Annotated in this window: 17 protein-coding genes; 1 reads left to right on the forward strand and 16 read right to left on the reverse strand. The window is 62.3% G+C overall.

What is annotated here, in order from left to right:
- Window positions 1-10: 10 nt before the first annotated feature.
- The 12 genes from rplB to CIK75_RS05340 all read right to left on the reverse strand — a co-directional run bounded on the left by rplB (window position 11) and on the right by CIK75_RS05340 (window position 19,926).
- Window positions 11-850, reverse strand: coding sequence for a 50S ribosomal protein L2 (gene rplB / locus CIK75_RS05285; RefSeq protein WP_087000301.1), 840 nt, complete (start codon window positions 848-850; stop codon window positions 11-13).
- A 29-nt stretch (window positions 851-879) separates the two neighbouring features.
- Window positions 880-1,185 (reverse strand): 50S ribosomal protein L23, encoded by a 306-nt coding sequence (rplW, locus tag CIK75_RS05290; protein ID WP_087000299.1) that lies wholly within the window; start codon window positions 1,183-1,185, stop codon window positions 880-882.
- Window positions 1,182-1,787, reverse strand: coding sequence for a 50S ribosomal protein L4 (rplD, locus tag CIK75_RS05295; RefSeq protein ID WP_087000298.1), 606 nt, complete (start codon window positions 1,785-1,787; stop codon window positions 1,182-1,184). Before rplD ends, rplW begins: the two co-directional genes overlap by 4 nt.
- 4 nt (window positions 1,788-1,791) lie before the next feature.
- On the reverse strand, window positions 1,792-2,442 hold the full coding sequence (gene rplC, locus CIK75_RS05300; protein ID WP_087000296.1) for a 50S ribosomal protein L3: 651 nt from the start codon (window positions 2,440-2,442) through the stop codon (window positions 1,792-1,794).
- 18 nt (window positions 2,443-2,460) lie between these two features.
- Window positions 2,461-2,769, reverse strand: a complete 309-nt coding sequence (gene rpsJ / locus CIK75_RS05305) for a 30S ribosomal protein S10 (protein ID WP_013349689.1) — start codon at window positions 2,767-2,769, stop codon at window positions 2,461-2,463.
- Between the two features lie 415 nt (window positions 2,770-3,184).
- A complete protein-coding gene (locus CIK75_RS05310) occupies window positions 3,185-6,787 on the reverse strand; it encodes a hypothetical protein (RefSeq protein ID WP_096223376.1) in 3,603 nt (1,200 codons plus the stop codon).
- A 595-nt stretch (window positions 6,788-7,382) separates the two neighbouring features.
- A complete protein-coding gene (gene tuf, locus CIK75_RS05315) occupies window positions 7,383-8,573 on the reverse strand; it encodes an elongation factor Tu (protein ID WP_087000290.1) in 1,191 nt (396 codons plus the stop codon).
- A gap of 232 nt (window positions 8,574-8,805) precedes the next feature.
- Window positions 8,806-10,920, reverse strand: coding sequence for an elongation factor G (gene fusA, locus CIK75_RS05320; protein WP_087000288.1), 2,115 nt, complete (start codon window positions 10,918-10,920; stop codon window positions 8,806-8,808).
- Between the two features lie 83 nt (window positions 10,921-11,003).
- Complete coding sequence (rpsG, locus tag CIK75_RS05325) at window positions 11,004-11,474, reverse strand: 30S ribosomal protein S7 (RefSeq protein WP_087000286.1); 471 nt, start codon at window positions 11,472-11,474, stop codon at window positions 11,004-11,006.
- Window positions 11,474-11,848 carry a 30S ribosomal protein S12 gene (rpsL, locus tag CIK75_RS05330; RefSeq protein WP_087000631.1) on the reverse strand — a complete coding sequence of 125 codons (375 nt, stop codon included), beginning with the start codon at window positions 11,846-11,848 and terminating at the stop codon, window positions 11,474-11,476. The genes rpsG and rpsL overlap by 1 nt, the downstream gene beginning before the upstream one ends.
- A 548-nt stretch (window positions 11,849-12,396) precedes the next feature.
- Window positions 12,397-16,287 (reverse strand): DNA-directed RNA polymerase subunit beta', encoded by a 3,891-nt coding sequence (locus CIK75_RS05335; RefSeq protein WP_096223377.1) that lies wholly within the window; start codon window positions 16,285-16,287, stop codon window positions 12,397-12,399.
- Window positions 16,288-16,419: 132 nt separating this feature from the next.
- Entirely contained in the window at window positions 16,420-19,926 is a 3,507-nt protein-coding gene (locus tag CIK75_RS05340; RefSeq protein WP_096223409.1) for a DNA-directed RNA polymerase subunit beta, read from the reverse strand.
- A 325-nt stretch (window positions 19,927-20,251) separates the two neighbouring features.
- Here CIK75_RS05340 and CIK75_RS05345 point away from each other — a divergent pair, with 325 nt between their 5' ends.
- A complete protein-coding gene (locus tag CIK75_RS05345) occupies window positions 20,252-21,445 on the forward strand; it encodes an acetyl-CoA C-acetyltransferase (protein WP_087000280.1) in 1,194 nt (397 codons plus the stop codon).
- A 231-nt stretch (window positions 21,446-21,676) separates the two neighbouring features.
- Here CIK75_RS05345 and CIK75_RS05350 read toward each other — a convergent pair whose 3' ends face one another.
- The 4 genes from CIK75_RS05350 to CIK75_RS05365 all read right to left on the reverse strand — a co-directional run bounded on the left by CIK75_RS05350 (window position 21,677) and on the right by CIK75_RS05365 (window position 25,751).
- Window positions 21,677-22,954, reverse strand: a complete 1,278-nt coding sequence (locus CIK75_RS05350; protein ID WP_096223378.1) for an acyltransferase family protein — start codon at window positions 22,952-22,954, stop codon at window positions 21,677-21,679.
- A gap of 187 nt (window positions 22,955-23,141) precedes the next feature.
- A complete protein-coding gene (gene rplL / locus CIK75_RS05355; RefSeq protein WP_087000275.1) occupies window positions 23,142-23,516 on the reverse strand; it encodes a 50S ribosomal protein L7/L12 in 375 nt (124 codons plus the stop codon).
- 68 nt (window positions 23,517-23,584) lie between these two features.
- Window positions 23,585-24,151, reverse strand: coding sequence for a 50S ribosomal protein L10 (gene rplJ, locus CIK75_RS05360; protein WP_096223379.1), 567 nt, complete (start codon window positions 24,149-24,151; stop codon window positions 23,585-23,587).
- A 310-nt stretch (window positions 24,152-24,461) separates the two neighbouring features.
- Window positions 24,462-25,751 carry an aromatic amino acid transport family protein gene (locus CIK75_RS05365; protein ID WP_096223380.1) on the reverse strand — a complete coding sequence of 430 codons (1,290 nt, stop codon included), beginning with the start codon at window positions 25,749-25,751 and terminating at the stop codon, window positions 24,462-24,464.
- Window positions 25,752-25,832: the final 81 nt, after the last annotated feature.

Below are 25,832 nucleotides of genomic sequence, written 5' to 3' on the forward strand. Positions count from 1 at the left end.
CTCCAGGCTCCTATCGCTTGTTCTTGCCAGTACGACGACGACGCACAATGAGCTTGTCGCTTTCCTTGTTCGGACGGCGGGTACGGCCTTCCGGCTTGCCGTTCGGGTTGACCGGGTGACGACCGCCACTGGTCTTGCCCTCACCACCACCGTGCGGGTGGTCGATCGGGTTCATAACCACACCACGCACGGTCGGGCGAACGCCCTTCCAGCGCATGCGGCCGGCCTTGCCCCAGTTGATGTTCGACTGTTCGGCGTTGCCGACATAGCCGACCGTCGCACGGCAGCGAACGTCCACGTTCCGGATTTCGCCGGAAGGCAGGCGGAGCTGCGCGAAGCGGCCCTCACGGGCAACCAGCTGGACCGAAGCGCCAGCCGAACGTGCCATCTTGGCACCCCCGCCTGGACGCAACTCCACTGCGTGGAGCACGGTACCGACCGGAACGTTGCGCAGCGGCAGGTTGTTGCCCGGCTTGATGTCGGCGTTCGGGCCGGCTTCAACCGAGTCTCCCTGGGAGAGCTTGTTCGGAGCGATGATGTACCGCTTGGTTCCATCAATGTAGTGCAGCAGCGCAATGCGGGCGGTGCGGTTCGGGTCGTACTCGATATGAGCGACCTTGGCCGGCACGCCGTCCTTGTCATGACGACGGAAGTCGATCAGACGGTATTGGCGCTTATGTCCACCACCCTTATGACGGGTAGTGATCTTGCCGGAACTGTTGCGTCCACCGGTCTTGGTGAGCGGGCGGAGCAGCGACTTTTCCGGGGTAGTCCGGGTAATTTCTGCGAAGTCGGCCACGCTCGAGCCACGCTGGCCCGGGGTAGTCGGCTTGTATTTACGGATTGCCATGTTTTATTCCTCGTTAAAGTGGTCTCCGCTTATGAAAGCGGACCGCCGAAGATGTCGATCGTGCCTTCTTTAAGGGAGATGATCGCTCGCTTGGTAGCTTTGCGGGCTCCCCATCCGAAGCGGGTGCGCTTGCGCTTACCTGCACGGTTGATGGTGTTGACGGAGTCAACCTTGACGGAGAAGATGCTCTCCACCGCCAGCTTGATTTCCGTCTTGTTCGAGCGCGGGTCGACCAAGAAGGTGTATTTGCCTTCGTCGATCAGGCCGTAGCTCTTTTCCGAAACGACCGGCGCCAGGATGACGTCGTGCGGGGACTTTGAGAAGGTGGCGCTCACTTGGCGTCCTCCTTGTTGACCAGGGCATCGAATGCGGCCTTAGTGAATACCACGTCATCGGCAACCAGAACATCGTAAGTGTTCAACTGGTCGACGTAGAGAGCGTGGACGTCCACGAGGTTGCGCACGGAGAGTGCTGCAACATCATTGGCGCGGTCGATGACTACGAGCAGGTTCTTGCGCTCGGTGAGAGCGCGCAGGGTGGCCAGTGCTTCCTTGGTGGACGGCGTGGTGCCGGCAACCAGGTTCTCGATCACGTGAACGCGATCGTGACGGGCACGGTCCGAGAGGGCTCCGCGCAGGGCGGCGACCTTCATCTTCTTGGGGGTGCGCTGCGAGTAATCGCGAGGCGTCGGTCCGTGGACGATGCCACCACCGGTCATCTGAGGTGCACGGATGGAGCCCTGACGAGCCCGGCCGGTGCCCTTCTGCTTGAACGGCTTGCGACCTGCACCTGAAACCTCGGCGCGGGTCTTGGTCTTGTGCGTACCCTGACGGGCGGCAGCAAGCTGACCTACGACGACCTGGTGCAGCAGCGGAATGTTGGTCTGGACATCGAAGATCTTGCCCGGGAGCTCGACCTTGAGTGCTGTGTTAGCCATTTGCTTATGCTCCCTTCACGGCGGTGCGCACGAGGACGACCCGGCCGCGGGCGCCGGGAACGGCACCCTTGATCAACAGGAGGTTCTTCTCGGCGTCGACTCCGTGAACCGTGAGGTTCATCGTGGTCACGCGCTCGTTGCCCATGCGGCCAGCCATGCGCTGTCCCTGGAAAACGCGGCCGGGCGTGGATGCCCCGCCGATGGAACCGGGCTTGCGGTGGTTCTTATGTGCACCGTGCGAGGCACTGGCGCCGTGGAAACCGTGGCGCTTCATGACGCCGGCGAAGCCCTTGCCCTTGGAGGTGCCCACGACGTCGACCTTCTGGCCGGATTCGAAGACGTCCACGGCCAGTTCCTGGCCCAGGCTGTACGTATCGGCATCCGCGGTACGCAGCTCAACGACGTGGCGACGCGGGGTGACCCCTGCGGCCTCGAAGTGACCGGCCAACGGCTTGGTGACCTTACGCGGGTCGATCTGGCCGTAGCCGATCTGAACCGCTGAGTAGCCATCCCGTTCCGCATTGCGGAGCTGGGTGACGACGTTGGAATCTACCTGCACGACAGTGACGGGGATGAGGTTGTGGCTCTCATCCCAGACCTGGGTCATGCCGAGCTTCGTGCCCAGCAGGCCCTTTACATTACGGGTTGCGGTCATAGTTTCTCAGCACCTCCCCTAAAGCTTGATTTCGATGTTGACGTCCGCCGGCAGGTCGAGACGCATCAGCGAATCAACAGCCTTCGGGGTCGGATCGACAATGTCGATCAGACGCTTATGCGTGCGCATTTCGAAGTGCTCACGGCTGTCCTTGTACTTGTGGGGCGAACGGATCACGCAGTACACGTTCTTCTCCGTCGGCAGCGGCACTGGGCCGACTACGGTTGCGCCTGCGCGCGTGACCGTCTCAACGATCTTCCGGGCAGAAACGTCAATGACCTCGTGGTCATACGACTTCAGCCGGATGCGGATTTTTTGTCCCGCCATGGCGTCATGCCTCTTTCTAAGTAGCACTCTCTGTACAGTTACTGTGCACTAACGGGCCCTTACGGACCGGCACACCTCGCACGGGCTGAATCCGGGTAGACCCGGGTTCCTCACCCCGCCGAAGCTCCGACCCCCGCGGTCGGGCGTGTCGCCTAGATTTGGCTTCACGCTCCACAGGAATGGGGGCGGGTCATATTTGGTCCTCGATATTTCCGTCGTATCCGCCCCTGCTCCGGGCATTATCCCGGACGGGACGCAATCTCGGTCGAAACCGGCCCCTGCCCCGGTATCGGCGAACCGATCGGCGAGCACAAGGCACAAAGAGGCGCTTGAACAACTTATCCAGTGTGTCAGAAGTTCGCTGGATTTACCAATCAGGCGAGGTTGGGGGTCTAGCTCTTCGTCTGGCGGCCGTCTACCTCTTCTGCTGCTCCGGGGCCGGCACTCCCGTTTGTTTTTCCTGCGTGGGAGCCGGAGGCGCCGAATCCGGTCCCTCCGGTTCCGGGACGGGAGCCTGCGGCACCTCCTTGTCCTTCCCCAGCCGTTGGAGTCGCCAGATAGCCAGGGCAATCAACCCGGCAGCCAGGAACGCGAGCAGCAGGATCGTGAATCCACGCAGGAACCACAGGATCATCAGTGCAGCGGCAACGGCACCCCACACCACATACAACCGTCGGTTGAGCAGGAGTCCGGCTGCCAGCAGCAGGACATGAGCCAAGAGAAGCCAGGCCTGTCCCCACCCTTGTTCCAGAGCCAGACCGAAGGGTGCCGAGCCGGAGAGCAATACCGCCGAGGCGATCAGTGGGTAGTCGGCGTCCTTGCGTCGACCAGCCCTGATTTCGTAGGCCGCAAGCAGAGCGAACAGGATGACCCAATACTGTGTCATCCAGAACCAGCCGGGTTGCCCGTAGGCCAGATGCCAGGCATGTTGGGCACAACCGGCAATCACCAGGGCGGCGACCTCGCCGCTTCGTTCACGGTGCCTGCGGGGGAATTCCGCGACGGTAGCGACTGCGGCAACGGCAATCATGAAGGTCCCGATGTAGGCCAGTGTCGTTGCTGGTCCTGCGGGGCCCTCACGGGACTGCATCACGTTGGCTTCGAAACCGTCAATGAACAACACAACGATCGCCCCGCCCGTCAAGAAACGAGCATGTAACCAGGACCAGCTGCGCGGTGCGGTAATGAGACCCGATTCATCCCGCGTCTGTGGACGCTGTAACCATCCGGCGGCATAAAGCAGGACGGCCGATGACACCGCCGAGATCATGTACACCTTCGACAGGACCACCCTACTTTCGGGATCCCCGACCCACTGGGCCAAGGCCAAGGATACCGCCCACGGCAGGAACACGATGGCCCCCGAGAGCAGCAACGGCAGTCCCCTCGTCACCGCGAACACCACACAACCGGCGGTTGCGGCCAACAAGATCGCCGCAAACCAGAGGTCGCCCCCCGGAACCGTTGCCGGGTTGGAACCTGCAGAGGTGTTTGAGCCGCCGAGGACGACTGCGGCGGCGAAGCCCAAATAGCCGGCCACGGCAATAGCCCGCGCCATCGGATGGGCGCTGTTCTCGGGGCCGGGGCCGGATCGGCCCAGCAATCCAGCCCCTTCCCTTCCTGCCAGGAGCGAGGTGACACGTCGGCGTAGGGCAGTATCGGGAGCCAGCGCTTCGAAACCAATCATGAGCACGGAGAACATGAGCAGCAAGACCAGCAATACCTTTGTGTTCCACAGCGGCTCCGTCAACCAACCACCTTGGCGTAAGGAAATCAGGCCCGAGGGAATGAGCAGCAGCCAGACCCACGCATAGGCAACCACCAGGATCTGCATCCTGGTCACGGTCCGCCACATGCTCGAGGCGGTGTTCGGCGCCGCCACATCGGTGCGCCACTTCAGCAGCCCCACGGACAGCAGACAGAAGTACTGCACCAGAAGCGAGACCATATCCACCCCGGATCCCGGGCCACCATGGATTCCGAAGTACACCAGGGGCCCCAGGAACAGCAGCACGAGGGTCGCGTTCGAAATCGTCGAGCCGTAGGTCGACGGGGTCCCATCGCCCCGCCGACGCGTCCAGAGCCGTGCCGTCTGCCCCACGGCCAGGCTGATGGCAAATACAGCCCACCGTACGTGTGCGTCAGCATGTAATTGGTAGGACAGTTCGAGGATCGAGAGGGAGAAGAACAGCTGCGCCGTCACGGCATAAGCCAGTCGTTCCTTCGCCCCGACGGCTCGGAACAAACGCCAGGCAGCGTGAGACAGTGCTGTCAGACACACGGCAAGAACCAGCCAGCGGTTCTCGATCTCGAAGCTTGCCAACCAGGTGCCGACAATGACCAGTGGTGCCACGCCCTGGGCGATGAGGCTCTTGCGTCGCGCGGCACGTCCGCTCCCCCTGGAGAGTGTTTCCAAAAGGGTGTTGGAGCCGAGGACAGACAGCACTAGGGCGGCCAGGGCCACGGCGGTCGTCCACGGGTCACCGCCGGACTCCAGCGAGCTCAGGCGGACTTCGGTGACGACCACCACGACCAAGCTGCTCAACATGAAGCCAGCTTCCAACGTCCAGGCCGCCAGTGCGGCGAGTGCCATCCACGAGATCACAAAGATGAGGATGGCGATGATCATGAGGTCTCGGGTCTCAGTTCCCCCTTCGGCCCACCGGCTGGGGTCACCGAAGAACCAGGCAGTCAGGCTCGGTCCCGATGTTGAGGTCGTGACGAGGAATCCGCTGGCGGCCCAGGCGCCGATCGCTGTAAGCCCGATCGGCAGGACGGCGAGGATTCCACGACGCAGCCTGCGGAAATGGCGGCCAACGGCCAGCCGGAGACCGGGGACCGCGCAGGCCAGCCCCACCACCAAGAAGGCCACCTGGCGCCACGGTGAGAGCACAACGCCGGGTTCCAGAAGGCCTGCCAGCCCCATGAGCAGGGCAATCCATGGAAGGAATTTTCTGCCCCGCGCGCTCAGTGCCGCCGAGCTCAGCGCCACCAAGAGGAGCAAGTAGTTGATCGAGGCCCAGCCGGTGGAACCACCGCCGTTGAATGCTTCGTTCAGCACGAGCACCAATGCCGCTGCCCCGGCGAGCAACCCTTGGATTTCGATGCCAACCAGCGCGCGAACCTGCGGGGCCACGAAGCGCCGGTACCGCTCCCCCGCATAGTGCACGGCGACGGCTTGGAGCAGGAGGACGATCCCCAGGGTACGTGCCATCCCCCAGGGGCCAGCACCAAACACGTATGCGAGCAGCACGATGGCTCCGGTGGCACAGACCCGTCCAGCGACCAGATTCAGGGCGCGTTCTGCGGCCGGGCCGAAAATGGTCACCGCCACGTAGTAAATGGTGCCCGCGATCAGGAGCAGGCTCAGGTCCTCGGCGCCGAGCGTCTGCCCCAGAAGAATTGCGGCGAGCAGGGTGGCAGGTGCGAGGAAGCGATGGGTCTCGGTGAAGGCCCTGAGATACAAGTTGCCCAGCCAGCCCGGGCGCCCGTAGGCCAACGCCGTGCCAACCGCGGCCAGCACCATGGAGAACATGAAATACCAGAACAGCCCCCGGTTCAGCACCGCACCACCCGCCCATGCCGAGGAGACCAAGAAGGTGAGGCTGAGATAGGCCACGACGCGGCTGTCCAGTCTGGCGGCAGCATAGACGAACGCGGCGGTCCCCACGAGCGACGTGACCCACCACGCCGTCACCGGGTCATGCACCACCAGGGCAGAAAGTGCCAGACCGCTCACGGGAATCAAGGCCAGCCCCGTCCCGGCGAAGGCCATGCCTGCGGGGCGAAGCCGCTCACTGAACGCGTGGATCAGTAGTCCTGCGACATAGAACATGGTGGTTACGGCGACCAGCCCGCCGAACTTGGCCAACGGCGGCATGGCCAGACCGATGAAGAGCGAGGCTGCTGCCACCAACAGCAGAGAGGCCGCGTAGAGAGTGATGTTGATGTTGCGCAGCGTGGCCTTCTCACGTTCTTGCGCGGACCGCGGTGGAGGTGGCTGCCGAACGCCCACCATGGGAGGCGTTTGTCCAGGCGCGGGAACCTGATGATGGCTCGGAGCTAGGGGAGACGGATGGGTCTGATACCGCTGAGCAGGAATTCCGTCGACGTTCGCCATAGCGTGCACCGGTTTTGGCCCGTCCTCTAGTGGGCGCGGAAGGACGGGAGGGAAGTCGCCATCTTTGGCCAGGGCGGTGGCTGGTGTGAAGTCGCCGGGGGCACCTGTCTCTACCGTCGGCAAAGACGCGGAGGCCTCTTCACGGAGAGCGGAGTCGCGTCCCTCTTGCCAGGCTTGCGCCAGTGCAGACGGCTGGATGCCGCCGGAGGTGACCTGCGCTTTGCCATGCCGGGAACCCAACAGCCAGCCAACGAAGCCACAGGCCACTAAGGCCACCAAAACCAGAACGGATCCCACGCAGACTCCCACGCCGTCGAAGATATTTATTCACAAGACTAGTGAAACCCTACCTTGACTCGTGGGGATACCGGCGGACAGCGCCCCGGCCACGGATGGGCCCTGTTCAAGATGGTCAGGCACACAGACACGAAAAGGCCCCGCTGTCGAAACAGCGGGGCCTTTTTTGACCAATGGTCAGATCATTAGGTAGTGACTACTTGGTGATCTTCGTGACGCGGCCTGAGCCAACGGTGCGGCCACCCTCACGGATGGCGAAGCCGAGGCCGTCTTCCATGGCGATGGGCTGGATCAGCACAACGCTCATTTCGGTGTTGTCGCCCGGCATAACCATTTCCGTGCCCTCGGGCAGGGTGATGACACCGGTGACGTCCGTGGTGCGGAAGTAGAACTGCGGGCGGTAGTTCGAGTAGAACGGGTTGTGACGTCCGCCTTCATCCTTGGAAAGGATGTAGACGTTGGCCTCGAACTCCGTGTGGGGAGTGATCGAGCCCGGCTTGACGATAACCTGTCCACGCTCGACATCGTCGCGCTTGATGCCGCGGAGCAGCAGGCCACAGTTCTCGCCGGCCCATGCTTCGTCGAGCTGCTTGTGGAACATCTCGATACCGGTGACCGTGGTCTTCTGGATCGGACGGATACCGACGATCTCGATGTCGGAGTTGATCTTCAGCGTGCCACGCTCGGCGCGGCCGGTGACGACCGTGCCACGACCCGTGATGGTGAAGACGTCTTCAACCGGCATCAGGAACGGCTTGTCCTTATCGCGGACCGGGTCCGGGATGTACTCGTCCACTGCCTGCATCAGGTCCTCGACGGACTTGACCCACTGCGGGTCGCCTTCAAGAGCCTTCAGCGCGGAGACACGCAGGACCGGGGCGTTGTCGCCGTCGAACTCCTGCGAGGACAGAAGTTCGCGAACTTCCATCTCCACGAGGTCCAACAGCTCCTCGTCCTCGACCATGTCGGACTTGTTCAGCGCGACCAGCAGGGTGGGGACACCAACCTGGCGGGCCAGCAGAACGTGTTCGCGGGTCTGAGCCATCGGGCCGTCGGTTGCTGCAACCACGAGGATCGCACCATCCATCTGGGCGGCACCGGTGATCATGTTCTTGATGTAGTCAGCGTGACCCGGCGCATCGACGTGTGCGTAGTGACGCGCTTCCGTCTGGTATTCGATGTGCGAGATGTTGATCGTAATGCCGCGCTGGCGCTCTTCCGGGGCGGAGTCAATCGCCGTGAAATCACGCTGGTCGTTGAGATCGGGGTACTTGTCAGCAAGCACCTTCGAAATGGCAGCCGTCAACGTCGTCTTACCGTGGTCAACGTGACCAATGGTGCCGATGTTAACGTGCGGCTTAGTCCGCTCGAACTTTGCCTTCGCCACAGGTTCCTCCTAGAACGTTTTCAGAAGACTTACCCCGCCTGCGCGGTTCGCAGGCGAAACTTAATAAAGTCTACTGGGGGCTTGTTTACTTTTTGAAATTGCGGTTTCCGTCCGGCCCCGCTATGGGAACCCTTCGTTCGCCTTGGGGAGGCCAGCCGGACATTGCTGCCCGGCTGGCAAACCCGGTGTCGCTCACCTTTCGGCCTGCGACTAGTTTAGTTCCCTGGGGTGATTACTCGCCGCGGGACTTCTGGATGATCTCCTCGGCAACTGCCTTGGGGACCTCTGCGTAGCTCTCGAACTTCATCGAGTACACGGCACGACCTTGGGTCTTGGACCGCAGGTCGCCAATGTAGCCGAACATCTCCGAGAGCGGAACGCCGGCCTTGATGACCTTTACGCCCGACGCGTCTTCCATCGACTGGATGGAGCCACGACGGGAGTTCAAGTCACCAATGACGTCACCCATGTACTCCTCAGGAGTGCGGACCTCAACGGCCATCAGCGGTTCCAGGATGATCGGGTTGGCACGACGTGCGCCCTCCTTGAATACCTGGGATCCGGCGATCTTGAAGGCCATCTCCGACGAGTCAACGTCGTGGAAGGCACCATCGAGAAGCGTTGCCTTGACCCCGACCATCGGGTAGCCGGCCAGGATGCCGAACTGCATGGCGTCCTGGATGCCTGCGTCAACCGAGGGGATGTATTCGCGAGGGATACGTCCACCGGTGACAGCGTTCTTGAACTCGTAGAAGGTCCCGTCGCTGGTGTCCAAGGGCTCGAAAGCCATCTGGACCTTAGCGAACTGGCCGGAACCACCGGTCTGCTTCTTGTGGGTGAAGTCGACCTTCGCGACCGAAGACTTGATCGTTTCGCGGTAGGCAACCTGGGGCTTGCCCACGTTGGCTTCCACACGGAACTCGCGCTTCATGCGGTCCACCAGGATATCCAGGTGGAGTTCTCCCATGCCGCCGATTTCCGTCTGGCCGGTGTCTTCGTTCAAGGAAACGGTGAACGTGGGGTCCTCGGCCGAGAGCTTCTGGATGGCGGTGGAGAGCTTCTCCTGGTCACCCTTGGTCTTCGGTTCGATGGCCACGAAGATCACCGGGTCCGGGAAGGACATCGACTCAAGCACGATCGGCGCATCCAGAGCCGACAAGGTATCACCGGTAGTGGTGTCCTTGAGGCCAATGGCTGCGTAGATGTGCCCGGCATGTGCTTCCTCGACCGGGTTTTCCTTGTTGGCGTGCATCTGGAAAAGCTTTCCGATGCGCTCCTTCTTGCCCTTGGTGGTGTTCATGACCTGAACACCCGGGGAGGCCTTGCCGGAGTAGACGCGGATGAACGTCAGCTGACCGAAGAACGGGTGCGCTGCGATCTTGAACGCCAACGCCGAGAACGGCTCGGTCTCGCTCGGCTTGCGCGTCATCGGGATTTCCTCGTTGCGAGGATCGTGCCCGATCATCGGCGGCACGTCGATCGGTGACGGCAGGTAGGAGATGACGGCATCGAGCATCGGCTGGACGCCACGGTTCTTGAATGCTGAACCGCAGAAGACCGGGTAGGCCTCAGAGTTGACAGTCATCTTACGGATGCCGGCCACCAGTTCCTCGTTGGTGATTTCCACACCTTCGAGGTACTTCTCCATGAGCTCATCGGAGGACTCGGAAACATCCTCAATCAGCTTGGCCCGGTACTCCTGGGCCCGCTCCTGCAGGTCCTCGGGGATCTCGCGGGTCTCGTAGGCGGCACCCATGGTGACATCGCCCTTGGAGTCGCCAGGCCACACGAGTGCCTTCATCTTGATCAGGTCAACGACACCGATGAAGTCGCTTTCGGAGCCGATCGGCAGCTGCATGACCAGCGGCTTGGCACCCAAACGCTTAACGATGGTGTCGACCGTGTAGTAGAAGTCAGCGCCCAGCTTGTCCATCTTGTTGACGAAGCAGATGCGCGGAACGACGTACTTATCGGCCTGGCGCCAGACGGTCTCTGACTGCGGCTCGACGCCTTCCTTGCCATCGAAGACGGCAACGGCGCCATCGAGTACGCGCAGAGCGCGCTCGACCTCGACCGTGAAGTCAACGTGGCCAGGGGTGTCGATGATGTTGATCTGGTTGTCGTCCCAGAAAGAAGTCACGGCGGCAGACGTGATCGTGATACCGCGTTCCTTCTCCTGCTCCATCCAGTCAGTCGTCGATGCACCGTCGTGCGTTTCGCCGATCTTGTGGTTCACACCCGTGTAAAACAGGATGCGTTCCGTAGTAGTGGTCTTACCGGCATCGATGTGCGCCATGATGCCGATGTTGCGGACCTTCGTGAGGTCGGTGAGCACGTCCTGTGCCACGTTGTCTCCCTTTGTCTATGGTTTCGAGTCACACGGCGGCGAGGCACCGGGGTGCCTCGCCTCGCCGTCGTACAAGAGGCGATTTACCAGCGGTAGTGGGCGAATGCCTTGTTGGATTCAGCCATCTTGTGAGTGTCTTCGCGGCGCTTAACAGCGGCACCGAGACCATTCGAGGCGTCCAGGATCTCATTCATGAGACGCTCTACCATCGTCTTTTCGCGGCGGGCCTTGGAGTAGCCAACGAGCCAGCGCAACGCCAGAGCCGTCGCGCGGCCCGGCTTGACCTCGATCGGCACCTGGTAGGTTGCGCCACCAACGCGACGGGACTTGACCTCAATGGAAGGACGGACGTTGTCCATGGCCTTCTTCAGGGCAACCACCGGATCGGCATTGGTCTTGGCCTGCACGCCTTCGAGGGCACCGTAGACGATGCGCTCGGCGGTGGACTTCTTGCCATCGACCAGGACCTTGTTGATCAGCTGGGTGACGAGCGGTGATCCGTGGACGGGATCGGAAACGAGGGGGCGCTTGAACGCCGGACCCTTACGAGGCATTACTTCTTCTCCTTCTTGGCGCCGTAGCGGGAACGAGCCTGCTGACGGTTCTTCACGCCCTGCGTGTCGAGCGCGCCGCGGACGATCTTGTAACGGACACCCGGGAGGTCCTTCACGCGACCGCCGCGAACGAGCACGATGGAGTGCTCCTGCAGGTTGTGGCCTACACCGGGAATGTACGCGCTGACTTCCACGCCGCCGGCCAGGCGCACACGGGCAACCTTACGCAGTGCGGAGTTCGGCTTTTTCGGGGTGGTGGTGTACACGCGGGTGCACACGCCACGACGCATCGGGTTGCCCTTCAGGGCAGGGGCCTTGGTCTTGTTGACCTTCGGCGAGCGGCCCTTCCGGACCAGCTGCTGAATAGTAGGCACTTTCGTGTCCTCCGGTTTCTTGGTTCTGCTGCGCCCGACGCCCACATGCGGCGTTCCGGACACTGCGCTTTTGGTCGTTTCATCGCAGCGCTTGCGGAGTCGACCGTAGGCGTGCAAAAGTGTGGCATTTGTTGCGCAAGTTCCCCGCAACCCGGACCGTGTCCATTTGCCACACATAAAAACAATTAGTCGTAGCTTATCACGCCGTCCAGTCCGACCGTAACCAGCAATCACGAGGCCTCGATCACGCCCCGCTGCTGGGCACCGTCACCATCACGGGTCGCAGGTCACTCATCATCCACCGCCCATCGTGACGTCGACGATGAATAGTCGTCTTTACATCCAGTGGACTACTCCCCTATCCATACGATGTGTTGTGATTCGCAGGGACCTGTTCGCCCAGCACCGCGTCCAGGCCGCTGCCAGGGTCCCGGTTCGTGGAAGGCTCGGAACCAGGGACAGTTTTGTCCCCGCCCCCCACAGACGACTATGGCCGGCACCCCGCGAGGGATGCCGGCCATGATGCCGATCAGCTGATCAGCTGGTGCCTAGCGGAAATCGTTGCCGAGATCGTAGTCATCCATCGGGATGGCGTGGAACTCCGGGCTCATACCCGGCTCGACACCTTCATAATCGAAGCCCGTGAAGGCGCTCGGACCCGTGAAGAGGTTGGCCTTGGCTTCCTCCGTCGGTTCCACCGAGACCTGCGTGTAGCGTTCCAAGCCGGTACCGGCCGGGATCAGCTTACCGATGATCACGTTTTCCTTCAGGCCCAACAGCGGGTCGCTCTTGCCTTCCATCGCGGCCTGAGTCAGAACACGCGTTGTCTCCTGGAAGGAAGCGGCCGAGAGCCAGGAATCCGTGGCCAACGAGGCCTTGGTGATGCCCATGAGCTCGTCACGACCCGATGCCGGAGTCTTCCCTTCGGAAACCGCCTTGCGGTTTTCGCTGGTGAAGCGGGCACGGTCTGCCAACTCGCCCGGCAGCAGCCCGGTGTCGCCGGATTCGATGACCGTGATGCGGCGAAGCATCTGGCGCACGATGACTTCCACGTGCTTATCGTGGATGCCCACACCCTGGGACTGGTAGACCTCCTGGACTTCGCGGACCAGGAACTTCTGGGCCTCGCGGGGTCCGAGGACACGCAGCACCTGCTTCGGGTCGATGGCGCCGGCCACCAACTGCTGGCCCACCGCCACCGAATCTCCGTCGGCCACGAGCATACGTGAACGCCGAAGCACCGGGTAGGCGCTTTCCTCGGAGCCGTCATCGGGGGTGATGACGATCCGCAGCTGCTTCTCGGCGTCCTCGATGGTGACTCGTCCAGCAACTTCAGCGATTGGCGCGACGCCCTTGGGGGTCCGTGCTTCGAAGAGTTCCTGAATACGGGGCAGACCCTGGGTGATGTCATCCGCGGAGGCGACACCACCGGTGTGGAAGGTACGCATGGTCAGCTGGGTGCCCGGCTCACCAATCGACTGTGCGGCAATGATGCCCACCGCTTCGCCGATATCCACGGTCTTGCCGGTGGCCAACGAACGGCCGTAGCACAGGGCACAGGTGCCGACGGCGGATTCGCAGGTCAGAACCGAACGGACCTTGATCTCCTGGACGCCCGCTGCAAAGAGTTCGTCGATGAGGATATCGCCCACATCAGCGCCGGACGCTGCCAGCACCTTGCCATCGTCGCCAACAACGTCGACGGCCAAGGTGCGGGTGTAAGCCGAGTTCTCAACGGTCTCGTGCATACGCACGGTACCGATCTCGTCGACGTAGGCAATCGGCACATTGAGGCCGCGTTCGGTGCCACAGTCCGCTTCACGGACGATGACATCCTGCGAGACGTCCACCAGACGACGCGTCAGGTAGCCCGAGTTAGCGGTCTTCAGCGCGGTATCCGCGAGCCCCTTACGGGCACCGTGGGTAGCGATGAAGTACTCGAGAACCGACAGACCCTCACGGTAGGAGGACTTAATCGGCCGCGGGATGATCTCACCCTTCGGGTTCGACACCAGTCCACGAATACCTGCGATCTGGCGCAGCTGCAGCCAGTTACCACGAGCCTTCGAGGTCACCATGCGGTTGATGGTGTTCAGTTCCTCCATGCCGGCCTGCATGGCCTCGGCTACCTCGTCGGTGGCCTTGGTCCAGACATCGATCAGCTCCGAGCGACGCTCGTCATCTGCGATCAGACCCTTGTCATACTGCGACTGGACCTTCAGCGCCTGCTCCTCGTACGGGGCGAGGATGGACTTCTTGTCCATGTTCGAGGTGATGTCAGAGATGGCCACGGTGATACCCGAGCGGGTCGCCCAGTTGAAGCCGGAGTCCTTGAGATTGTCCAGCGTTTCCGCGGCGACGTTCTTCGGGTACCGCTCGGCTAGATCGTTGACGATCTCCGAGAGCACATCCTTGCCGGTGACCTGGGCAACCCAGGGGTAGTCGGCGGGGAGCGTCTCATTGAACAGAACCTGCCCGAGGGAAGTCTCGATCAGCGCCGGGGTGCCTTCTTCCCAACCTTCCGGGGCCGGCTGCTCGGAAGAAGGCACGAAGCCATCCACGCGCATCTTGACCAGGGCGTTCAGGTGAAGGTCGCCGCGGTCCATGGCCATGATCGCTTCAGCCACCGAGCTGAAGGCATGACCTTCGCCGGCTTCCCCGGGACGCTTGGTCGTCAGGTGGTGGAGTCCAATGATCATGTCCTGCGACGGCAGTGCCACGGGGCGTCCATCGGAGGGCTTGAGGATGTTGTTGCTCGAGAGCATCAAAATCCGTGCCTCGGCCTGGGCCTCGGGGCTCAGCGGCAGGTGTACTGCCATCTGGTCACCGTCGAAGTCGGCGTTGAACGCTGCACAAACCAGCGGGTGCAGCTGCAGGGCCTTGCCCTCCACCAGCATTGGCTCGAAGGCCTGGATACCCAGACGGTGCAGGGTGGGTGCACGGTTGAGCAGCACCGGGTGTTCGGTGATGATTTCTTCGAGCACGTCCCAGACCTGCGGGCGGTACCGCTCGACCATGCGCTTGGCGCTCTTGATGTTCTGAGCGTGGTTCAGATCCACCAGACGCTTCATCACGAACGGCTTGAAGAGCTCCAAGGCCATCTGCTTGGGCAGACCACACTGATGCAGCTTCAGCTGCGGGCCGACCACGATGACCGAACGGCCGGAGTAGTCGACACGCTTGCCGAGAAGGTTCTGACGGAAGCGTCCCTGCTTGCCCTTGAGCATGTCGGAGAGCGACTTCAGCGGACGGTTGCCCGGTCCGGTGACCGGGCGACCGCGACGGCCGTTGTCGAACAGCGAGTCAACAGCTTCCTGGAGCATGCGCTTTTCGTTGTTCACGATGATCTCGGGAGCACCAAGATCCAGCAGCCGCTTCAGGCGGTTGTTGCGGTTGATCACGCGACGGTACAGGTCATTCAGGTCGGAGGTCGCGAAACGGCCACCGTCCAACTGGACCATGGGGCGCAGCTCCGGCGGAATCACCGGGACGGCGTCCAGGACCATGCCCATGGGGCTGTTGGTCGTCGTCAGGAACGCGTTGACGACCTTCAAACGCTTCAGGGCGCGGGTCTTACGCTGGCCCTTGCCGTTCTTGATGATGTCGCGCAGCAGTTCGGCTTCGGCTTCCATGTCGAAGGAGGCCAGACGCTTCTGGATCGCCTCGGCGCCCATGCAGCCTTCGAAGAACAGGCCGTACTTCTCGCGCAGGACGCGGAACAGTCCTTCATCACCTTCGAGGTCGGCGACCTTGAGGTTCTTGAAGCGGTCCCAGACCTGCTCGAGACGCTCGATCTCGGCGTCGGCCCGCTTGCGCACCTGGGCCATGGTCTTATCGGCGAGGTCGCGGACCTTCTTCTTCTCGGCAGCCTTGGCACCTTCGGTTTCAAGCCGCGCGAGGTCGTTCTCCAGGTCGCGGGCGATGGCCGCGATATCGGAGTCCCGGTTGTCCACGAGCTGCTTGCGCTCGACGTCGTGCTGGGCCTGCAGGTTCGGCAGCTCAGCGTGACGACGCTCCTCGTCAACCGAGGTGATCATGTAGGCGGCGAAGTAGATGATCTTCTCAAGATCCTTCGGTGCCAGGTCCAACAGGTAACCCAAACGCGAGGGCACGCCCTTGAAGTACCAGATGTGGGTGACCGGGGCGGCGAGTCCGATGTGACCCATCCGCTCACGACGCACCTTGGCACGGGTCACCTCGACGCCGCAGCGCTCACAGATGATGCCCTTGAAACGAACACGCTTGTACTTGCCGCATGAGCATTCCCAGTCGCGGGAAGGACCGAAGATCTTTTCGCAGAAAAGACCGTCCTTTTCCGGCTTCAGGGTGCGGTAGTTGATGGTTTCCGGCTTCTTGACCTCGCCGTAGCTCCAATCGCGGATCTCTTCCGCGGTGGCCAGGCCAATGCGCATATTTCCAAATGAGGATTCGCTGGACATATGGTCCCTGTCTCTCTCTTGTTCTGAAGAAGTCTAATGTTCTGCGGCGGGCACTAGGCCCGCTGGGGTGGGGAAAAGGAAAGCGGTCGACGACGGACGCCCGGCATGGATGCCGGGCCCCCGCCCGTCGTGCTAAACCTCGTCGACGGAGCTTGGCTCGGCCCGGGAAAGGTCGATGCCCAGCTCTTCCGCAGCCCGGAACACTTCTTCGTCCGAGTCCCGCATCTCAATGGGATTGCCATCGGTGGAGAGGACCTCCACGTTGAGGCAGAGTGACTGCATTTCCTTGATGAGCACCTTGAAGGACTCCGGAACACCCGGTTCCGGGATGTTCTCGCCCTTCACGATGGCCTCGTAAACCTTCACGCGGCCGTGGATGTCATCGGACTTGATGGTCAGCAGTTCCTGCAGCGTGTACGCCGCGCCATAGGCCTCGAGGGCCCAGACTTCCATCTCACCGAAGCGCTGGCCACCGAACTGTGCCTTACCACCCAGCGGCTGCTGCGTGATCATGGAGTACGGTCCGGTCGAACGAGCGTGGATCTTGTCGTCGACCAGGTGGTGCAGCTTCAGGATGTACATGTAGCCCACGGACACCTGGTCCGGGAAGGGCTGTCCGGAGCGGCCGTCAAACAGCTTGGCCTTGCCGGAGTTGCCGATCAGGCGATCGCCATCCCGGGTGACATTGGTGTGGTCCAGCAGTCCGCGGATCTCGTCTTCCTCTGCACCGTCGAACACCGGAGTGGCGACGGTCGTGGGGCCTGATTCGCGGGGCAGGTTGGGCAGTTCCTTCACCCAGTCCGGCTCACCCTCGATCTTCCAACCCTGCTTCGCTGCCCAGCCAAGGTGGATTTCCAGGACCTGTCCGACGTTCATACGGCCAGGAACACCCAACGGGTTCAAGACGACGTCGACCGGGGTGCCGTCCTCCAGGAACGGCATGTCCTCGACCGGCAGGATCTTGGAGATGACGCCCTTGTTGCCGTGACGCCCGGCCAGCTTGTCGCCGTCGGCGATCTTGCGCTTCTGGGCCACGTAGACGCGGACCAACTGGTTCACGCCCGGAGGCAGTTCGTCGTCGTTATCCCGTTCGAAGATCCGGACCCCGATGACGGTGCCGGATTCGCCGTGGGGAACCTTCAGGGAGGTGTCACGCACTTCGCGTGACTTCTCGCCGAAGATGGCCCGCAGCAGGCGCTCTTCAGGGGTCAGTTCCGTTTCGCCCTTGGGGGTGACACGGCCAACGAGGATGTCACCGGCCTCGACCTCGGCACCGATGTGGATGATGCCACGTTCGTCGAGCTGTCCCAGAATTTCTTCGGAAACGTTCGGGATGTCTCGGGTGATTTCCTCGGCACCAAGCTTGGTGTCGCGGGCATCGACCTCGTGCTCTTCGATGTGGATGGACGTCATCACGTCGTCGGAAACCATCCGCTGGGACAGGATGATGGCGTCCTCGAAGTTATGTCCTTCCCAGGACATGAAGGCCACCAGCAGGTTCTTACCCAACGCCAGCTCACCATTGTCGGTGGACGGGCCGTCGGCGATGATCGACTGGTATTCCAGACGTTCGCCTTCGGAGACCCGCACCCGCTGGTTGTAGGCGTTGCCGTGGTTTGAACGGGCGAACTTCATGATCGGGTAGGCGGAGTCGGTTCCGTCGTCGTTCATGACGGTGACCAGATCGGCGGACACCTCGGTGACCACGCCCGGCTTGGCAGCGGTGATGGAGTCGCCGGCGTCGACCGCCACGTACTTCTCCATGCCGGTACCCACCAGCGGGGCTTCCGAAGCCAACAGCGGCACGGCCTGGCGCTGCATGTTCGCACCCATGAGGGCGCGGTTGGCGTCGTCGTGCTCCAGGAACGGGATCAGCGCGGTGGCCGCGGAGACCATCTGGCGCGGGGAGACGTCCATGTAGTCGATTTCGGCCGGTTCGACGAGCACGGGCTCGCCGCCGCCGCCACGCTCACGGCAGAGGACCAGGTCCTCGGCGAAGCGCAGGTCATCGGTCATCGGTGCATTCGCCTGGGCGATAATGCTTTCGAGTTCCTCGTCGGCGGTCAGGTAGTCGACCTGGTCGGTGACCTGGCCGTTGACGACCTTGCGGTACGGGGACTCGATGAAGCCGAAGTTGTTGATGCGGGCGTAGGTAGCCAGCGAACCGATCAGGCCGATGTTCGGGCCTTCGGGGGTTTCGATGGGGCACATACGGCCGTAGTGCGAGGGGTGCACGTCACGGACTTCCATGCCGGCTCGGTCACGGGACAGACCACCCGGGCCCAGCGCGGACAGTCGACGCTTATGCGTCAGTCCGGCGAGCGGGTTGTTCTGGTCCATGAACTGCGAAAGCTGTGAGGTTCCGAAGAACTCCTTGATCGCAGCGACCACGGGTCGGATGTTGATCAGCGTCTGCGGCGTGATGGCCTCGACGTCCTGGGTGGTCATCCGTTCACGGACGACGCGCTCCATGCGGGACAGGCCGGTCCGGACCTGGTTCTCGATGAGTTCGCCGACGGCGCGGATGCGACGGTTGCCGAAGTGGTCGATGTCATCGACCTCGACCCGGATATCCGCCTTTACGCCCTTGCGGACGCCAGGAACGGTGGGTTCACCGGCGTGCAGAGCAACGAGGAACTTGATCATCGCGACGATGTCGTCGATGTTCAGCACCGATGCGTCAGCAGCGTCCAGCGGGGTCTCCACGCCGAGCTTGTGGTTGATCTTATAGCGACCAACCTTGGCCAGGTCGTAACGCTTGGAGTTGAAGTAGAGGTTGTCAAGCAGCGCTTCAGCGGCATCGACCGTCGGCGGCTCACCCGGACGCAGCTTGCGGTAGATGTCCAGCAGCGCCTCCTCCTTGGTCTCCGTCGCGTCCTTTTCCAGGGTCGCGCGGATGGAGTCGTACTGGCCGAACTCCTCGAGGATGCGGCCTTCGGTCCACCCGAGGGCCTTCAGCAGTACGGTTACTGACTGCTTGCGCTTGCGGTCCAGACGCACGCCGACCTGATCGCGCTTGTCGATTTCGAGTTCGAACCAAGCACCACGGGACGGGATGATCTTCGCCGTGAAGATGTCCTTGTCACTGGTCTTGTCCGGGGTGCGCTCGAAGTAGGCGCCCGGGGAACGCACCAGTTGGGAGACCACGACACGCTCGGTGCCGTTGATGATGAAGGTGCCCTTGCCGGTCATCAACGGGAAGTCACCCATGAACACGGTCTGCTGCTTGATTTCGCCCGTGTTGTTGTTCATGAACTCGGCCTTGACGTACAACGGCGCGGCGAACGTGGCGTCGCGGTCCTTGCACTCGGCTTCGGTGTACTTCGGGTCCGCGAACTCCGGTTCCGAGAAGCTCAGGGACATGGTGCCCTGGAAGTCCTCGATCGGGGAGATCTCTTCGAAGATCTCTGCCAGACCGGACGTGTCGGCGACACTGGTGATGCCCTCGGCACGCGCCGTCTCCAGACGGGCCTTCCAGTTATCGTTGCCGACGAGCCAATCGAAGCTCTCGACCTGCAATGCCAGCAGGTTCGGCACATCCAGAGGTTCGTGGATCTTTGCGAATGAAATTCGGCCAGCCGCTTCAGCGGTACGAGCCGAACTAGCGGTTTGATGATTTGAGGTGCTCGAGGCGACCAAGAGGGATCCTTCCACAGACCGTCAGGTTTCCGGCGCCAACCCCCGCCCGGGATGAGGAACCCGGAACACCACCGAACATCGGGCCCACCGCTATATGAAGGCCGATTGGAAAGAGGGAAGACGCAAAGATCCACAGTACACGTCCGTAGAGAATCTGTCTACCATACTAGATGCTCGCAAGAAATGCCCGTAGGCCGGAAAAATAATTTCCGACCCCGCCTTCAGTCTGCGCCATCTCCGAGCGAAGCAGCCCGCTTTGGTCTTTATGCTCCACGTCACGATAATTGAACATGAAGTAGTTCCCCCAGCGAAAGCGAGCACCACCATGTCCGATCCACGTGAGGCAGTCCTCGTTTCAGGAGCCCGGACCCCCTTTACCCGCCTCAAGGGCCAGCTTGCGGGCTTTAGCGCCGTAGAGCTCGGCGCTGCCGCCATCACCGGCGCCCTGGAGAAGGCCGGCGTTCCGGCCGCCGATGTGCAGTCGGTCATCATGGGCCACGTCGTCCAGGCCGGCTGCGGACAAAACCCTGCCCGGCAGTCGGCCATCAAGGCAGGCATTGGATGGGACGTGCCCACCGTGACCATCAACAAGGTCTGCCTTTCGGGCCTGGCCGCAATCACCGACGCCGCCCGCATGGTCCGCCTGGGTGAAGCAGACGTCGTTGTGGCCGGCGGTCAGGAATCCATGACCAACGCCCCGCATATTCTGCCCGGCAGCCGCAAGGGGTGGAACTACGGAAGTTTCACGGCCATTGACTCCGTCGATCACGATGGGCTCACCGACGCCTTCGACGGCCAGTCCATGGGCGTCAGCACCGAGACCCGGAACGGCGAACTCGGCATCGATCGGGCCTCACAGGACGAAGTCGCCGCCGCGTCCCACACCCGGGCAGCAGCTGCCCGTGAAGCCGGGATCTTCGACGAAGAGATCCTGTCGCTCTCCGTTCCGCAACGCAAGGGCGATCCGCTCACGGTCGACTCCGACGAGGGTATCCGGCCGGACACCACGGCCGAGAAGCTCGGTGGCCTGCGCTCGGCTTTCGCCAAGGAAGGCACCATTACTGCCGGAAATTCCTCCCCGCTCTCCGATGGTGCCGCGGCAGTGGTGGTGGCATCGCGCGAATACGCGGAAAAACATGGCCTGGAGATCTTGGCGGTCATCGGCGCTCCGGGGCAGGTTGCCGGCCCGGATACGTCCTTGCACTCACAACCTTCCAATGCCATCACCGCGGCCCTGGGCAAGGCCGGCTGGACGGTATCGGACCTGGACTTCATTGAAATCAACGAGGCCTTCGGTTCGGTCGCCTGCCAGTCGCTCAAGGATCTGGACTACCCACTGGAGAAGACCAACCTCCACGGTGGCGCCATCGCCTTGGGCCACCCGATCGGCGCCTCGGGTGCCCGGCTGGCCTTGCATGCAGCACTCGAGCTGCAACGCCGAGGTGCGGGCAAGGCAGCTGTCAGCCTCTGCGGCGGCGGAGGCCAGGGCGAGGCATTGCTGCTCTTCCGTGATGCCTGATAGGTAGGAGCATTCCGCCTTCGGGCGTCAGGGAGCGGTCCGCGGCTGGTTGTCGCGGACCGCTTTCAGTTTCTTTTCAGTTCCTGGCCTCCCCGGCCGGTGCATGGCCACGGCACCCCGGGACCGCCAACCTTCCAGTCCGGCCTCGGCTGGTCCGGCTCGATGCGGTGGCGGAACGCTGCCGGGGTGAACGCCTTGCGCCGTTGCCCGTTTCCGCATCACCCCCTCCGGCTAAAGGCCCCGAGTGATTCCTCCTTGGGTATGGGGAACCACGCGGGCGGCCGACTGGCGCCGGGCGTCGGCTCGATTGACCCGTTCGGCGAGTCCCCTCCCCCTGTCCAGCAAGACTGTCAGGTCATCGACCCGCGCGGTGACGGCTTTGCCCAGGCGCCGGCCCAGTGTCTGCTCGACGAACCGATACACCAGATAGGCGGCCACCGCCGCGGCCCCCATGGCGATCATCAGGACCACCGGCCGCGGGAGGTATCCGCTGAGCTGGTCGATGATCCACCAACCCCAGATCTCGTGCAGCAAATAGATGGGATACGTCAGCGCCCCCGCCAACGCGAGTCCAGGAAGATTGACCCGACTCAAGGGCGTCAACGTCAGCAGGGCGATCAGGGCGAAGATTCCGACGACGATAGCCCAGTAGGCCTGTTCCGGGATCTGGTATCCGACAAGGCTGGCGGCTTCCTCCGCCCCCTTCTGACCGGTCAGCACCGCAGCTTGGACCACGTTCAACCCCAAGGCAGCCCATCGCATCGGCGTGTGGCCGAACCGGTAGATGAGGAAGAGGCAAATGCCGCCAGCAAAAAGGGCAGCATGTTCGGGGATCAGTGCCTGCCGAACAAAGTTACTGGGAATCAGTGGAGCTAGGAGGCCGACCAGCGGCCAGATCACGGCAAACGCCAGAATCCGACGACACGTCACCCAGCCCAACATCATCAACAACAGGACCAGCCCGTAGAAGCGCATTTCGGCCCAAAGGGTCCAGTAGACGCCGTCGACATACGGGACGTTGAAGCCGCGCTGCATCATCGTCAGGTTCACGGCCCAGTCGGAGAAGGAAAGCCGCTTGCCCATCACTGGCCAGATGAAGAAGATGAGCACCCCGGTGGCGAGCACCGCCACCCAGTAGGCGGGAAAGAGCCGGCCGACACGTGAACCGATAAATTGTGCCGGCCGCTTCCCATAGGCCGAGAGCAGGATGACGAAGCCGCTGATGACGAAGAACAGCTGGACTCCCATGTTCCCGAATACTGACAGACGGGAGAGATTTGGCCAGGCGGCCTTGGCCGGCTCGACGCCCCAGTAGCCGTGGTGCCATGCCGTGTAGTGGTAGAGGATCACTCCCACGGCGGCTACGAGACGTAGCCCGTCAAGCAAAGCCATACGAGGTTTGCCGCGGGGAGCTTGTCCCGGATCCGGCGGAGTACTGCCAGCCTCGGCTGCCGTGGTGACAACCCCGGTGGGGGCCTGCTTTTGGAGTGTTGCCGTGCCGTAGTCCATGCCGCCCACTCCTGTCGCTCTCCGTCTACGTTATCAAGTCGTTACATGTCACGCTAGCAAAGCGGAGTAGAACTTCTTCAACAATATGACGGGCGTCACGAGGGCTGGCTCCTTCTGGCCACCGGTTAAACAGCGTTGCCCCGCCCACCTGGTCGGTGGACGGGGCAACGCTCATGTTGCTTGCTGGTTACTTGAGAGTAACGCTAGCGCCGGCGGCCTCGAGGGCCTCCTTGGCCTTGTCGGCAGCATCCTTGGATGCGCCTTCCAGGACGGCCTTCGGGGCGCCGTCAACGAGGTCCTTGGCTTCCTTCAGACCCAGTGAGGTCAGTGCGCGGACCTCCTTGATGACTGCGATCTTCTTGTCGCCGGGGCCTTCGAGGATGACGTCGAATTCGCTCTGCTCCTCGGCTGCCTCAGCGGCACCGCCGGCCGGGCCGGCAACAGCAACGGCTGCAGCGGTGACGTCGAAGGTCTCTTCGAAGGTCTTAACGAACTCGGAGAGCTCGACGATGGTCATTTCCTTGAAGGCCTCAAGGAGCTCTTCTGTGCTGAGCTTCGCCATGATGTGGCGTCCTTTCAGTGGGGCGGCACGCTATGGTGCCACGAGATTTTTGGTGGTTTGAAGAGCCTTTAGGCTTCTTCGGTGGCAGCGTCGGCAGCAGGTGCTTCCTCGGCCTCGGCGGCAGAAGCTTCGGCCGGAGCCGACGCTGCACCACCTTCTTCACGCTTGGCGCGCAGTGCATCGATGGTGCGGACTGCGGCGGAAGCCGGAGCCTGCAGGACACCGGCGATGCGGGCCAACTGGTGTTCGCGGGACTCAAGCGCACCGAAGGCGACCACCTGAGCGGCGTCCATGGACGCACCCTCGAAGTAGCCGGACTTGACGATCAGCTTTTCGTTGGACTTCGCGAAATCCGTCAGGCTCTTGGTCGCGGCCACTGCATCGCCCTTGATGAAGGCGATGGCGGTCGGGCCGGCCAGCTGGCCATCGAACGAATCGATGCCGGCTTCCTTGGCTGCGATGCCCGTCAGGGTGTTCTTCACAACCGAGAACTTGGTGTCTGCACCAAGCGCACGGCGCAACTCCTGGAGCTGTGCAACGCTGAGCCCACGGTATTCGGTCAGGACAGCGGCGCTCGACTCCTTGAAGTCGTTGATGATTTCCTGAACTGCTGAAATCTTGATTTGCGTTGCCATAACCCTCCTTCCGGGGATTGTTTATGAGTCGGTCTGACCGGTCCACGAGCCCGGAAGGGCTGGCATAAAAAACGCCCCGCGCAGATGCACGGGGCTTGGCTTTTTCCGACGGGTAATCGCCAGCAAAAGAAAGGCTTCGTTCACCTGCGTAGGCCGCCCAGAAGCTGGGACTTTCGGATGGTTTCCCATGCTGGCACGGGCTACCACCGACCGACGGTCTTTGGTTCGTCTAGTTTATCTGTAGACCTACCCGAGTACCAAATCGGGTCTGGGTGGCGCCGTCGAGGTTCCGCGGGCGCCACCCCATCCATCAGCGCAGCAGGCTAATGAGGATGCCGCCGACGGCGACGATGCCTGCAATGACCACGAAGACGTTGGAGGCCCTCCCCCGGAACCGGGCCAGGGCGGGAACCTTGTGGATGGCGTACATGGGCATCAGGTAGAGCACAGCGGCGATCACGGGGCCAGCCAACGATTCGATCAGCGACAGGATGCTTGGATTGAGGATGCCCGCTACCCAGGTCGTGACGATAAGGAAGGTGCTCACCCCGATTTTCAGGGCACGGTCGCTGATGCGCTTCTGTTGCGGATCCACCATGGTCCGGACGATCGCCGTGGCTCCTTCGGCGGCACCTAGCCAATGGCCGAAGAAGGAGGAGGCGATGGCGGCAATGGCCACCGCTGGGCCCAGCCAGGCAATGATCGGCATGTCCATGACATTGGCCAAGTGGGAAAGGACCGGCAGATTCGCATCCTTGGCATCCTGTAGCCCCGCCGGGCCTAGGGCCAGGACGCATGACCATACGAAGCCCATCGTGAAGACGACCAGCAGGGTTGCGACCCCGCGCAGGATCGATGAGGCCTTATCCACCGACCCGACGCCATAGCGTTCGCGTAAAGACACGGAAAACTGGGAGATGGCCGGGGAATGGTTGAAGGAGAAGACCAGGACAGGAATCATCAGCCACAGCGACATCGCGAAGTCGCCAACTGCGGGAAACGCACCGAACCCTTCGAAGGACCAGGACGGGATGAGCAGGAGCGTGACCGCCAAGAGCACGGCGATGAGCGGGTAGACCAGCCATTGGGTGACGACCAGCATGACTTTCTGACCGGCGACCATCACCGAGGACAGCAGGAGGATGAGCAGCCCGGCCAAGAGCCAGCGAGGCCACGGGTCCATCCCGAGCTGATTGACCATCAGGCTTTCGACGGTATTGGTGATGCCCACCCCGTAGATCAGCACAATGGGGTAGATCGCCAGGAAGTACAAGAACGTGACCACGCGGCCGGCGTTCTCCCCGAAGTAGTTCCGCACTACCCCGGTGATGTCCTGGTCCGGGTTCGGCGAGGCGCAAACGATACGGGATAGCGCCCGGTGGGAATAGTACGTCATCGGCCAGATCAACACCGTAGCGATGAGTAGCGGCCATAACCCTCCCAGCCCGGCGTTCATGGGCAGGAAGAGAATGCCTGCGCCGACCGCGGTACCGAACAGGCCCAGAGTCCAGCTGGTGTCGAACCGGTTCCAGGCCGGAACGACGGCCCGCCTGGTGGAAACCGTCTTCTCGGGAGGGACGGGTGGTTGGCTCGTTGACATGGGAGAACTCCTCCGTTGGCGGTTCTTCAACATTTGGCATGGAGCCCCGAAGACCAACAGAGTGTTGGGCCTGGGCAGCAA

Source organism: Glutamicibacter sp. BW78, assembly GCF_002332245.1.
Taxonomy (GTDB): Bacteria; Actinomycetota; Actinomycetes; order Actinomycetales; family Micrococcaceae; genus Arthrobacter_H; species Arthrobacter_H rhombi_A.